This window comes from Leptonema illini DSM 21528 (assembly GCF_000243335.1).
Taxonomy (GTDB): Bacteria; Spirochaetota; Leptospiria; order Leptospirales; family Leptonemataceae; genus Leptonema; species Leptonema illini.
This window is the reverse complement of record NZ_JH597773.1, coordinates 3,289,953-3,302,094: the sequence shown is the minus strand read 5'-3', so window position 1 is coordinate 3,302,094 and position 12,142 is coordinate 3,289,953. Positions and strand designations below refer to the sequence as shown.

Below are 12,142 nucleotides of genomic sequence, written 5' to 3'. Positions count from 1 at the left end.
GTAAGGAGTTAAGACTATGAAACTTATTACTGCAGTCATCCAGCCTTACAAGCTGAAAGATGTTAAGGATTCACTGGCAAAAGCCGGCGTAACAAAAATGACCGTTACGACCGCACTCGGTTGCGGTCAACAACGGGGATACGATGAATCCTACAGGGGCGTCGTTCACGAGGTCAATCTCTTGAAGAAGACCGTGATCGAGATCGCGGTGAACGAGGATTATGTTCAGCCGACGATCGACGCCATCATCGCCGGAGCCCGTACGGGCAACATCGGTGACGGAAAGATCTTCATTAGCGATCTGGTAGAAGTGATCCGCATTCGCACCGGCGAGAAAGGAAAAGAAGCGATAGGTTAACACTCTCTCCTCAGTTAAACCTGCTGCAAACTCTACCTTCCGCCCCGCAAGGGGCGGTTTTTTTGTATTCTGTGTGGTGGGCGTGTCATTCTGCTATGTTTTCAGGATTCTTGTGAGTTTTCTGGTGACTGCATCTACACAAACATAGCAAATTACCACGGGATTCCAGTGACCCTTCACAAAGGATGATTGAGTTCCTCCATTCTCAAGGCATATCACTCCCATAGCGATTAGCAACAGGAAGACGAAAATATAGCAACGGGAATATCCGGTCGCATTCGAAATCGCAGCCAGCTTCCCCCAATCCCTGTCGTCGGGATAAAAGTTAACGCGCACCATGTTTTGCCCCTCTTCCTGATACTGCTTCTTCCACTTTCCTGTTTCCTCAAGAAAGCTGAGCTTGTATTCAAGTTGGGGATCTTCCATAAGGCTGGCGAAATAGGAAGCAAGGGCCCAATGCCCTATTTTTATGTAAGGGCTTCGCCAGAAGTATCGCTTGAAATAAACTTCGGGAATCAGCAAAGTGGACCGGGTGCGATAATACGGCTCCTGATCAAGGCGCGTCTGTTCGTTCATGAAAAGATATGGTCTAAAACGAGCCGATTGGATGAAAAAATTTCTGACAGGAATTTAAAAAAACCGGTCAATCCATCCCTGATGTTTGGTGTGTCCGAAAGAGCGCATCCCATGGCGTAAAGATTCGTTTGCCTGCCTCTGTTCCCATGATAGACTGGCGAATCATGACCGCTCTCCTTCATCGCTATCGCTGGCATGCGCTCATTGCAGCGGGCCTTCTGATCACCGTTGTACTGACCGTCGCCTTTTTTCGCATCAATGGTGAGATGGTATCTCCGCGAAGAGGCGCCATTACCGAAGCGGTGTACGCCCTCGGGACCGTAAAATCCGACCATGTCTTTAAGATCAAGGCTGCCATTCCGATGGCCGTAAAGAAGGTGGCCGTCGCCGAAGGCGATCGCGTGCGCCAGGGGCAGACGCTTCTTGTGTCGGATTCAGGCACCGCATTCAAGGCGCCGTTTGATGGGACGGTAACTTCGCTCACTGTTAATCCTGGAGAGCTTGTCGTGACCGGAATGCAGCTTCTCGTTTTACAGGATCTCACGCGCCTTCATGTGGAGTATTCGCTCGATCAGGAGTCGGCGCTCCAGGTGCGCCCTGGACAGAAGGTGGAGCTCAGCTTTGAAAGCATCCGCGGACAACGATCGACTGGAGTCGTCGACCGTATTTATCCGAACGAAGGACAGTTTGTCGTGCGCGTCATCGTAGACGATCTGCCCGACGAGGTGCTGCCCGATATGACGGCCGATACGGCCATCGAGGTAGCGCGAAAGGAGAACGTTCTCTTAATACCGCTTGCAGCCATCAAAAACGGAGGGGTTCGTCGCAAACGGGACGGTCGCACGCAGCGTATTCAGGTGAAACTCGGCGTGATCAACGGCGAATGGGGGGAACTCATCGAAGGAGACATCGTCGAGACTGACCTGCTCTCCGTTCCTGAACGCAAGCCGACGGAGAACTGACATGCTCTTTCTCGCTATAAGGCAACTTCTCTCGCGTCCGCAGCAAACCATTCTGACGCTCATCGGCATCATGCTCGGGTCGGCCGCCTATGTTACTTTCTCGGGAATCATGCTCGGATTTCAGGTCTATATTACAGATCAGCTCATCAATAACGATGCTCAGATCCGCATCTCGCCGCGCGACGAGTCTCTAACCGAAGAGACATTCAGCGGAGTGTTCTTTCCCGATACCGAGGTCCGCTGGATCAGACCTCCATCGGGAAGAACGGACAGCACTCAGTTAACGAATGCGAGCGGGTGGTTCGAAAAGCTCGATCATGATCCGCGTGTCGTCGCTTATGCTCCGCAGCTTGCACGGCAGGTCATCTATGTAAACGGCAGCACGAGCATCCCGGGCCGCATCATCGGTATTGATCCAAAGCGGCAGACACGCGTTACGACGATCGAGTCGTCGGTTACCGAGGGTAATCTCGACGATCTGATTCGCGGAGGAGCGACGATTATGATGGGCGCCGGTCTCATCGAGAAGCTTGGTGCGCGAAAGGGCGATAATGTGCAGATCGTCACGCCTCGCGGTCAGCGGTATCCTCTTCGCATTGCGGGCGTTATCAATACGGGCAACCGTATGCTCGACGAAACCATCGTCTACGCCTCAATCACGACAGTGCAGCGTGTAACGGGCAGTTCGGGAGAGATATCAGATATCGTTATCCGTGTTCAGGACGTTTCCCAGGCTGCGAGTATCGCCACCGAATGGGCGGTCTATTCGCGCGATAAGGTGCAGAGCTGGGATCAGACCTACGAAAGCATTCTATCGGTATTTCGTATGCAGGATATCGTTCGTAACACGACGACGTTCACCATCATCCTCGTCGTCGCCTTCGGCATCTATAATATTCTGAACATGGTCGTGAATCAGAAGAAGAAAGAGATCGCCATTCTGCGAAGCGTCGGCTTCGACAGAGGAGACACCATTCGCCTGTTCGTTATCCAGGGGGTACTGCTCGGTTTCATCGGCGCCTTTCTCGGGCTGATTCTCGGCGCCATAGCCAACAGCTTTATCGATGGCATGCCGATCGGAAGTGCTCCGAAATCTGGTTCCATCAGGCCGGCCATGGGAGTGATGATCATCTCCTGGGATTATTTGATTTTTGTGAAGGCCTTTTTCCTGGCATTTCTTTCTTCTTTTGTGGCGAGCTTTATTCCGGCGAGAGCGGCCTCCCGGTTATCACCTGTCGAAATCATTCGGTCAAGCGGTACCTGATATGGCGAAGAGAAGCGGTGACACTTTCAGGCAATCCGGGCAGTCCGGTCAATCCGTGCAGCCCGCAGAATCCCGGCGGCCGGGTGAGAGTGCCGAGGCCATCAGCTGCCGGAATCTGATCAAGTCTTTCGGAGATCCCCCCATGCCGATATTGAAAGGCATTGATCTAACGATAGCTGCAGGCGAATTCGTTTCGTTAACCGGACGCTCGGGTTCGGGCAAGTCTACGCTTCTCTATATATTGAGTAGCCTTGACGAACCGACGGAGGGGGAGGTTTTCTTGCAGGGACGCTCCGTACATTCTCTGGATAGCAAAGAACAGCATCGGTTTCGCAATGAGCATGTTGGATTCGTTTTTCAGTTCCACTATCTGCTGCCCGAGCTGACGGCCGTCGAAAATGTGCTTATGCCGACGCGTAAACTCGGCCTTCACGAAAAAAAGCGCGAGCAGGCCGAGCACCTACTTGCTGAGTTCGGGCTCGATCACTGCATAAACAAGCTGCCCTCTCAGATGTCGGGTGGTGAGGTGCAACGATGCGCCATTGCCAGATCTCTCATAATGGATCCTGACATCCTTTTTACCGACGAACCGACGGGAAACCTCGATACTGTGAACGGAGACCGTGTGATCGAGATGTTCGGTCGTATCAATAAAGAGCAGAAAACGACGATCCTCATGGTAACGCATGATCCTGATTATGCGCGGGCGGCGGGTCGACAGGTTCATATGGTCGATGGCCGGATCGAATCCGACACAAGAACAACGAAAACAGCGAAGCGACGATGACGGATCGCTAAAGCGGGAATCCGAGCTTCACCAACTCGTGTTCGAGATCGACTTCGGGTAGATAGTGAATTACGTGCATACCGAGCTCTTTCGCACCCGAAAGATTTACTTCCAGATCGTCGATGAAGACAGACCCTTCTGCATGAACGCCAAGCTGCTTTAAAGCATGCTCGAAGATGCGGCGATCGGGTTTCATAAGGCCGACCTGGTAAGAAAGCACGCGGACGGAAATATGAGCGAGAAGATCGAAGCGCTGCTCTATATGGGAAATGTGAAGCGGAGACGTATTTGAAACGAGCCCGATCGGATAACGCTCACGCAGGGCATGCATCAGTGCGATGTTCTTGTCAATCGGAGTAAATATGTCGGTCCACAGACGTCGCAGCTGTTGCTCGTCTCCTGCATATCCGGTGATTTTCTGCAAGCCGACGAAAAATGAGTCATCATCAAACTCCCCGCGTTCATAGCGATCGAACCAGCGGGCATTAGCAAGCGAGCTCCTTACCGTTGCAAGATCGGATTCCGTCTGCCGGGCAATCTCGGCAAAGAAGGGTATCAGATCAAAGTCGAGAAGGACTCGCCCGAGATCAAAGAAAACGCCGCGCTTCATTTAGAATAATTTCCTTATCGAGTCGCCCCGTCTTCGCGTCGGATGATCAGAGCGCCTGAATCCGACGATGTCAGTCGTAGAGTGGTTCCGCTGAAGTCGTCAGCGCATGTTGAGCCGTGTGGAAACATGAAACTCCACTCTTCATCAACGCAGTAGCTTCCCCCTTCGCGAACGATCTTGAGGGCGAGCCCGGCTGCCTCGACCCAGCGATCATGATCGGCTGATCCGCGCGGAAACACAAGGCGGTATGGCCCCGGATAGGAACGAATCTCTGCCATAACCTTCTCGATGCCCGTCGGACCTGCGGGCAGAGGATTCGGCCGATAGAGCGTTATCACAAGGGCAAGCAAAACGAGAGCGGTTTGCAAAACGACGAGTCTCGGTTCAGGCAACCGGATCGTTATCAGCGATGCAATGGAGACGGCTGCAAGAAGCAGATGGAATGCGACGAAAGGATAAAGCTGCCAGAAAAGATGGGGAACCAGATCGCCCGATATGCGCATGGCTGCGACTAACGACAGAAAAAAGACAAGCATCAGGTTGGCATGAAGCGATCTCCAGATCGGATCAAGTCGATTCCAGACAAGCAAAGGAAGGCCTGTTAGAATGCCGAACCAGAGAATCGGATTCATGGTAATCAACGGCCTGACAGGATCGAGATAGTAGCCTGTCAGGTATACAAGCACAATGTCGAACTTACGCGAAGCCGACCCATGGCCCGTAAAGTACCTGTATATATTTGAGAGATTCCCCGTTCCCGCAAACTCATCAACAAGCGGAGGGATCGATGTGGTCAGGAGCACCAGTACGGCGATGCCGACAGAAATCAGACTGTGGCGACCCGGCGCCCACTGCGAACGCAGCCGAAACAGCTTCCAGAAGGCGACCAGTGCAAGAGGAGCAAGCAGCGTTATCCCGCTCACATGGTTATGCAGAATAAAGACGGCGGCAACCATGCCGGGCAAAAGATGATCAAGCCGCCCCCGACTGAGCCCCATATAGGAAACAAAGAAAAGCATGTAGGGGATGATCAGGGCGAGAGGTCCCCAGATACTGAACCAGAAATCTCGATACACGGGGGCGATGCCGATGAGAAAAAACGCAAGATAGAGCAGCGCAGACCGGCCCGGAATCAGTCGGCGCAGCAGGCTGAAGAACCAGAGCAACAGCGCCGCATTTAACAGAAACTGGACAAACCGATAGCGCTGGCCCGGTGCCTGAATAAAGGGAAAGAGCCTGTCCGCCGCGGCATAGAAATAGAAGCTGACCGGGCCTGGGTGATGAAATCCGACCCTGGAATAAGGCCCGACTCCCTCAGCAAACTGACCCGCTCTGACGGTTTGCAGTCCGATCAGGGCCTCGTCACCGACCTCATCAAACGGTCGGTTCCAGAGGGATGTCCCGGCCACGAAGAGAAAAAACAGAAAAAGCACAGGCAGGAAGTAGTCTGACCGAAAAAGATCGGGTAACTTGCCGAAAGAAAGGCGCTGCATCAGGTTCACGAAGTCGCTTCGGGGGCACGAGGAAAGCACTTTCTAATCGGGGATGGGCGCTTGCTTACGTTCACGGAAGGAAATTCTTCTTGACCACGCCTTCCGGCGGCCATCCTCTGTGTCCGCGGATGCAGGTCGGAACTCCGACAGACTTCAGGTCGGAACTCCGACGCAGGAATCGACAAACAGATGTTCATCCTTTTCTGCTTGACTGATCTTCACAGACCATCCAGTCTGCAACGTGCCTCAAGGGCATCCGATTATGGAGAAACATATGCGAAAAACAGCGCTTACTGCGATTCCAGCGCTTCTCCTTCTTCTGGCGAGCTGCGGCTCCCCGGGCGAAGGCGGAGGCTTTGCTCACGTAACCATGATGGACAACTTCTTTTCGCCTCCTCTTTCGAGGATTCATAAAGGCGGACAGATCGAGTTCTTCAATAAAGGTTTGAATCCTCACAATGCGATTGCCGTCGACAAGAGCTGGTCGACAGAAACGACATATGGCGATCTGGTGATGCTTGGCGGCGCAAAGACCCGCGTCACCTATCCGGCTGACGGCGTCTTCCCCTACTATTGTTCGTTCCATGCCACGCCCGACGGGAAACTCGGCATGGTCGCCACAATCGTCGTCGGCGACGTTGAATATAAGGCCGAGGTGACGGGCAAGGCGGAACCGGCTCCCGAGAAATGGTCGGGCCGCACGCGAAAGGTTCCGCAAGAGCATCCGACCATTCAGAACGCCGTCGACGCCGCATCGCCGGGCGATCTCATTCTTATCGATAAAGGCGTGTATCGCGAAGAGGTCGTCGTTACCACGCCGGGCTTGATTCTTCGCGGAGTTAGCCGCAGTGAAACGATCATCGACGGCGAGTTTGTTCGCGGCAACGGTATTCTCGTCGTCGGAGCGGACGGAGTCGTCATCGAAAACATGACGGCGCGCAACGCCACCCTGAACGGATTCTTCTGGACGGGCGTGAAAGGCTACCGCGGATCGTATCTGACGGCCTACAATAACGGCGACTATGGCCTGTATGCCTTCGATTCCGTAGATGGGATCTTCGAGCATTCTTATGCTTCGGGTTCTCCCGATTCATCCTTTTATATCGGCCAGTGTTATCCGTGCCGGGCGATCCTCTATAACAACATCGGCGAGAATAACGCCATGGGTTATTCGGGAACGAACTCCGGAGGCGATCTTTATCTGATCAACAACATCTTCAAGAACAACATGGTCGGAGCCGGACCGAACACGCTCGACAGCGAGCTGCTCCCTCCGGAGCGCGAATCGACGCTGATCGGCAACATCATCGTCTCGAACAACAACCGCAACGCTCCAGCTAAAGCGCTCACGTATCCGTCGTACGGTAACGGCATCATGATCGCCGGCGGCATTCGCAACGATATCGAAAAGAATCTCATTCTCGGCCACGCGAATAACGGTGTGCTGATCATCCCGAACCTACAGGAAAACCTGTGGCTGTCGTATGATAATACCGTTAAAGACAACATCGTACTGGATTCGGGTCGCGCCGACCTTGCCCTTGTCGGTCCGGTGAGCACCGGGAACTGCTATCAGGGGAACCAGTTCCGCACGCAGATTCCGTACGGGTTGTCTGCTCTGAATTCGTGCGACTCTCCGATCCGCGTTATCAGCGGAGGCGATCTGTCGATGATGATGGGAGCTCTGGCCATGATGATCGAAGCGAAGGTCGGACTGGCTAAAACGGGAGACTATAAAACACAACCCGTGCCGCCCGCCCAACCCGAGATGCCCGGTGCGGTCAAAGATCGCCTTCAGCCGGCTGTTAACGTTTTCGAGCAGAATAAGGGCATCGTCGACAATGCCGACTATCATCCTTTGACCGAACAGTATATCAAGGAATACGGACCTTCGCGACTGGCCACGGCCGGTTCGATTCAGCCCGTCCTCCCTTACGGAGTGCTCGGTCTGCTGTATCACGTCTTTGCCTTCCTGCTGCCGTTAACCGTGTATGCCGCCTGGACTTCACTTGCCTTCGTCGACATGCATCAGCGCGACTGTACGAACGGACGCACGCTGTGGACGGCGCTTCTTGTGCTTCTTCCCTTCGTCGGATCGCTTGCCTATCATCTGCGCGGCGGATCGACGATTCCCGCACATATTCGACGCAGCATGCTGGCCACAGGAGCCGGGGTCTTCCTCGTCTTTCTTATCGCCGCCGTGCTTGTGGTACTCTGACATTTACAACAGTAACGAGGTAATTATTATGAACGAAACGATTGCATCTCCCGGTTTTTTCACCATCCTGATCAACTTCTACGGCTACTATGTGCCGTTCATCCTTCTTGCCATCTGGGCTCCGCTGGCTCTGTATGACCTGTCGCGTCGCAGCGACGTCGATACCCGTACGGGCTCGATCTGGACGGCGGCCATCATCGGATTGCCGTTTGTCGGCGCCTTTGCCTATCACGTCGCCGGCAAAAGCAGCCTGCCGGCCTTCGTCCGCAACGTGCTTGTTTTCGGCGGTACCGGCCTCATGGTGCTTCTCATCGCCGTCGCGAGCATCGCCCGTTACTGATGAACCGGAAGGACTTTCTTAAATGGTTCGGGCTTGGAGGCGTCGGTCTGCTCGGCACCGCCTCCATCCCGGCCCTCATCGCCCGCCTGCGCGGAGCTCCGGTCGATCAGAGCGGTCCGCTCTGCTTCGGCCCGGCGCCGACCGATCCGACGGCGGCGACAGGTTCGGGATTCGCGTTAGGCGATGACGGTATGGGTAACGGAACCGGGCTTCTGCGCCGCACGGGTAACGCCTACGGCAGCATGGTACACCCGCCTTCGGGGCTTCACCGCAACTACCTTTCGAGTTTTGAGCGCCCTCTTAAAGAAGAACATGGCGAATGGCTTTTTGCCGGCACCTCAAATGATGGAGCCTCCGCAAAACTGGAAGACCGCTACCTGCCGCCGTTTTCGCGGGCGAAATCCGGAGTTCGTGATATCGAAGTCCGGACGATAAATCGACCGGTTAACGTAGCGCATGGCACGTCGTTCAACGCCTGGACCTTCAATGGAAGGGTTCCGGGCCCCGTTATCCGGGCGACGGCCGGCGAGACGCTGCGCATTCGTCTGCGCAACCTGACGAACGAGCCGCATTCCGTTCACTTTCACGGATCGCATGATCCGAATCAGGACGGCTGGGAATCCATTCCAGGAGGCACCGATACGCTTTACACGATCAAGGCCGGTCCTGTCGGAGTTCATCCGTATCACTGTCATGTCCCTCCGCTTGCTCTTCACATGGCGAAGGGGTTATTCGGAACGATGATCGTCGATCCTCCGGGAGGGCGGCCGCCGGCGCACGAAGTCGTTCTGATTCTGAGCGGTTACGATCTTCAGAACCGTGGACGCAACGACATCTATTCCTGGAACGGGCTGGCCGGATTTTATGATCGATTCCCGATCAGGGTTAACGTCGGCGAGCTTGTGCGCGTTTATCTCGTCAACATGCTCGAATACGAACCCGTCGCTTCGTTTCATCTGCATGCGCAGACCTTCGACGTTTTCAGATCGGGAACGAAACTGCAGCCTGACGACCATACCGACGTCATTACGCTCGGTCAGACCGAAAGGGCCATTCTCGAATTCCGTCTTCCTTACAAAGGAAGGTATATGTTTCATCCGCATCAGATTCACATGGCAGAAAGAGGAGCAATGGGATGGTTCGTAGCCGTTTAATCATACTGATATCTCTTGCGATGCTTTCCTTCACCGCATGTAAGAAGGAAACAGCTCCGCAGAGATCCGTTCATTCCTGGAATATGACGTCGCTTGTCGATGAAACGGGCGCCGCCGTCGCTCTGAAAAGCATCGAACGCCCGAAGGTCGTATTCTTCGGCTATTCGCACTGTCCCGATATGTGTCCGGCCGCCCTCTCGCAACTGGCGAAGGCGGTGAAAATCCTCGGCCGAGACGGAAACCGTATAACTCCCGTCTTCATAAGCCTTGACCCCTCCCGAGACACTCCCGAAACGCTTTCGGCCTATCGTGATCAGTTCGATGAACGTAAGCTGCGAGCCTTTACAGGCGACCGTGATCAGATCGACAGGCTTGCAAAAGATTTCGGCGTCATGTATAAACAATCTGAGAACGCCGCCGTCGGATACGGCATCGACCATACGGGCTTCTACTATCTTCTTAACGACGGCGACGGGCTGCTGCTTGCTCTGCCCGTCGGTCTGAGCGCCGTAGAGCTTGCCGAACAATTGCGCGAAACGCTTCTCTGATACAGGGTGGCGCGAAGTGCATGCGGGAAGCAAGCGTCAGACTTGAAACGATTTGACGACGTCGGTTAATTCCTGTGACAGCTCGTTCAGCGCTCGCATCGAATCCTGTATGGACGATGCGGTACGATGCTGCTCCTGCGCCGATGCCTGCACTTCTTCAATCGTCGAGACAAACACCTCTGACGAACGACTGATGGAGTCCATGACGGAAAGCACTTCGTTTCGCACGCCCGACGTATGCTCGATACCCTCTTTCATGCGATCCAGGCTGACTCCGATCTCTCGAACGATATCGGCGATGCGTCGGAATGACTCCTGCGATCGATCGACAAAGGCGACCTGTTCGCGAATCGTTCCGACAAGATGAGATAGTTCCCGGGCCGCGGCATCGGTCGAGGTGCGTACCTCCTGAATGTGATTCGAGATCTCTTTCGCCGATACGGTCGTGCTGTCGGCAAGCTTGCCGATCTCTTCGGCGACGACGGCAAATCCGCGTCCCGCTTCGCCGGCTCGAGCCGCTTCGATGGCTGCATTCAGCGCAAGTAAATTCGTACGGCTTGTGATCTCGGTGATGACGTCGATGATGCGCACGATCTCATCAGATTTCGTTTCGAGTTTTGAGACGGCTTGCACGACGTCCGTTCCGATTTTAGTTCCGGCGTCGGTATGCGCGCTTAACTCTGCGATGCTTTTCAGTCCTTCATCGGCGCTGCTCTGGGCCTGGCTTCGCAGACGATGTATGGCGGTGGACTCGGCCGTCAGAACGTCGACGGAACGCGATAGCTCTTTCACCGACTGCATGCCGTCATGCAGCCGGGCGTCTGAGGACGCCGATTCGGCCGTAAGCTCCTCCATCGACTGGGCGATCACTTCTGTCGCCGAAGCGGCCTCATCAAGAAGCCCCTGCATCTTTTCAGAGGAAGAGCCGATCTGCGTTGACGTGAATCGAATGAGCTTTACTATCGAGGCAACGTTAGCGATGAGCTCGTTTGTCTTGCGAGCCAGATCGCCCATCTCATCGTTCGTATTCACGGGCATGCGGATCGTGAGATCGCCCGAGTTCTTTGCAATGGCATCCATGCGAAGCACCGTGTCATGCACGGGCTTCATCACTGTGCGCGAAGCGATCACGGCGAATCCGACAGAACAGAGAAGCGCCACGGCACACGCTCCGCCGACAAGGACGATCATCGTTATCTGGATGCGCCTCACCGTCTCATAGGGTAGATCGGCTCCGACGGCGGCGACGACTTTACCCGACGAATCGCGTATGGGCGCCGCTCCCGTAACGAACGTTCCCCAGCGATCGGTAAACGGATCTTCACTCGCCGCCTCCACTCCTTTCAGGGCCTCAAGCATCTCGGGAGTCGCTTCGTATTCTTCACCGATCGCCGCCGGATCTTCGGAGTCAGAATCCAGCACAAAGCGCACCTTCGTCGGATCGCTTTCATGCGGAACATAGGTATAAAAATATGCAAGGCCTGACTGGCTCTGATAGCGGCGCAGAGTCTGCACCATACTGCGATACCGCTCCGTCTCTTCGTCTCCTGGCGCAATCAGCGAATGAGCGTCACCGTCGAGAGCTGAGGCCCCCAGCCGCGCAAGCACCATCAGCTCACGACGATTCTCGGTCTGCGCGAAGTCGCGCACGGTCCAGAGAGCGAGCGAGCCCGAAGGGATAATGATGAAAAGACCGGATGTGAGGAATCCGAGGATAAACCTGGTTCTGAGGGTGAGCGATTTCATATGTGTGGAAGCGGAGCACGATCGGAACCCCGCTTCTGTACACTATGTATTGTTTGTTCGTCTGATCAACACTTTTACGGAACAGA

At 54.7% G+C, this 12,142-nt stretch carries 11 protein-coding genes and 1 pseudogene; 8 read left to right on the top strand and 4 right to left on the bottom strand.

The annotated features are described in order from the left end of the window. Positions 1-16: 16 nt before the first annotated feature. Positions 17-358 carry a P-II family nitrogen regulator gene (locus LEPIL_RS15050; RefSeq protein WP_002773691.1) on the top strand — a complete coding sequence of 114 codons (342 nt, stop codon included), beginning with the start codon at positions 17-19 and terminating at the stop codon, positions 356-358. A 93-nt stretch (positions 359-451) separates the two neighbouring features. On the opposite strand, the gene LEPIL_RS15045 is transcribed toward LEPIL_RS15050, so the two are convergent. After that, the gene (locus LEPIL_RS15045) at positions 452-934 is read right to left on the bottom strand and encodes a DUF1564 family protein (RefSeq protein WP_002773690.1); all 483 of its coding nucleotides are present in this window, start codon (positions 932-934) and stop codon (positions 452-454) included. Between the two features lie 164 nt (positions 935-1,098). Here LEPIL_RS15045 and LEPIL_RS15040 point away from each other — a divergent pair, with 164 nt between their 5' ends. The 3 genes from LEPIL_RS15040 to LEPIL_RS15030 all read left to right on the top strand — a co-directional run bounded on the left by LEPIL_RS15040 (position 1,099) and on the right by LEPIL_RS15030 (position 3,947). Continuing rightward, the gene (locus LEPIL_RS15040; RefSeq protein ID WP_040920435.1) at positions 1,099-1,896 is read left to right on the top strand and encodes an efflux RND transporter periplasmic adaptor subunit; all 798 of its coding nucleotides are present in this window, start codon (positions 1,099-1,101) and stop codon (positions 1,894-1,896) included. A gap of 1 nt (position 1,897) precedes the next feature. Beyond that, a complete protein-coding gene (locus LEPIL_RS15035) occupies positions 1,898-3,160 on the top strand; it encodes an ABC transporter permease (protein WP_002773688.1) in 1,263 nt (420 codons plus the stop codon). Positions 3,161-3,302: 142 nt separating this feature from the next. Then, positions 3,303-3,947 carry an ABC transporter ATP-binding protein gene (locus tag LEPIL_RS15030; RefSeq protein WP_245826929.1) on the top strand — a complete coding sequence of 215 codons (645 nt, stop codon included), beginning with the start codon at positions 3,303-3,305 and terminating at the stop codon, positions 3,945-3,947. Between the two features lie 7 nt (positions 3,948-3,954). On the opposite strand, the gene LEPIL_RS22355 is transcribed toward LEPIL_RS15030, so the two are convergent. Next, the gene (locus tag LEPIL_RS22355; RefSeq protein WP_002773685.1) at positions 3,955-4,557 is read right to left on the bottom strand and encodes an HAD family hydrolase; all 603 of its coding nucleotides are present in this window, start codon (positions 4,555-4,557) and stop codon (positions 3,955-3,957) included. Between the two features lie 14 nt (positions 4,558-4,571). Continuing rightward, positions 4,572-6,050: a glycosyltransferase family protein gene (locus tag LEPIL_RS15020; protein ID WP_002773684.1), complete on the bottom strand. Its 1,479-nt coding sequence runs from the start codon at positions 6,048-6,050 to the stop codon at positions 4,572-4,574. A gap of 262 nt (positions 6,051-6,312) precedes the next feature. On the opposite strand from LEPIL_RS15020, the pseudogene LEPIL_RS15015 reads away from it, so the two are divergent. The 4 genes and pseudogenes from LEPIL_RS15015 to LEPIL_RS15000 all read left to right on the top strand — a co-directional run. Next, a pseudogene (locus tag LEPIL_RS15015) lies at positions 6,313-7,869 on the top strand (right-handed parallel beta-helix repeat-containing protein); the annotation flags it as partial. Positions 7,870-8,296: 427 nt separating this feature from the next. After that, on the top strand, positions 8,297-8,608 hold the full coding sequence (locus LEPIL_RS15010; RefSeq protein WP_002773680.1) for a hypothetical protein: 312 nt from the start codon (positions 8,297-8,299) through the stop codon (positions 8,606-8,608). Beyond that, the gene (locus tag LEPIL_RS15005; RefSeq protein WP_002773678.1) at positions 8,608-9,762 is read left to right on the top strand and encodes a multicopper oxidase domain-containing protein; all 1,155 of its coding nucleotides are present in this window, start codon (positions 8,608-8,610) and stop codon (positions 9,760-9,762) included. Before LEPIL_RS15010 ends, LEPIL_RS15005 begins: the two co-directional genes overlap by 1 nt. Further along, a complete protein-coding gene (locus tag LEPIL_RS15000) occupies positions 9,744-10,310 on the top strand; it encodes an SCO family protein (RefSeq protein WP_002773676.1) in 567 nt (188 codons plus the stop codon). Before LEPIL_RS15005 ends, LEPIL_RS15000 begins: the two co-directional genes overlap by 19 nt. Before the next feature lie 36 nt (positions 10,311-10,346). On the opposite strand, the gene LEPIL_RS14995 is transcribed toward LEPIL_RS15000, so the two are convergent. Continuing rightward, complete coding sequence (locus LEPIL_RS14995) at positions 10,347-12,056, bottom strand: methyl-accepting chemotaxis protein (RefSeq protein WP_002773675.1); 1,710 nt, start codon at positions 12,054-12,056, stop codon at positions 10,347-10,349. Positions 12,057-12,142 lie beyond the last annotated feature (86 nt).

Bases quoted from the DNA above. Each gene is read 5' to 3' on its own strand.
- LEPIL_RS15050 (WP_002773691.1), top strand. From the start codon at position 17: ATGAAACTTATTACTGCAGTCATCCAGCCTTACAAGCTGAAAGATGTT.
- LEPIL_RS15045 (WP_002773690.1), bottom strand. From the start codon at position 934: ATGAACGAACAGACGCGCCTTGATCAGGAGCCGTATTATCGCACCCGG.
- LEPIL_RS15040 (WP_040920435.1), top strand. From the start codon at position 1,099: ATGACCGCTCTCCTTCATCGCTATCGCTGGCATGCGCTCATTGCAGCG.
- LEPIL_RS15035 (WP_002773688.1), top strand. From the start codon at position 1,898: ATGCTCTTTCTCGCTATAAGGCAACTTCTCTCGCGTCCGCAGCAAACC.
- LEPIL_RS15030 (WP_245826929.1), top strand. From the start codon at position 3,303: ATGCCGATATTGAAAGGCATTGATCTAACGATAGCTGCAGGCGAATTC.
- LEPIL_RS22355 (WP_002773685.1), bottom strand. From the start codon at position 4,557: ATGAAGCGCGGCGTTTTCTTTGATCTCGGGCGAGTCCTTCTCGACTTT.
- LEPIL_RS15020 (WP_002773684.1), bottom strand. From the start codon at position 6,050: ATGCAGCGCCTTTCTTTCGGCAAGTTACCCGATCTTTTTCGGTCAGAC.
- LEPIL_RS15010 (WP_002773680.1), top strand. From the start codon at position 8,297: ATGAACGAAACGATTGCATCTCCCGGTTTTTTCACCATCCTGATCAAC.
- LEPIL_RS15005 (WP_002773678.1), top strand. From the start codon at position 8,608: ATGAACCGGAAGGACTTTCTTAAATGGTTCGGGCTTGGAGGCGTCGGT.
- LEPIL_RS15000 (WP_002773676.1), top strand. From the start codon at position 9,744: ATGGTTCGTAGCCGTTTAATCATACTGATATCTCTTGCGATGCTTTCC.
- LEPIL_RS14995 (WP_002773675.1), bottom strand. From the start codon at position 12,056: ATGAAATCGCTCACCCTCAGAACCAGGTTTATCCTCGGATTCCTCACA.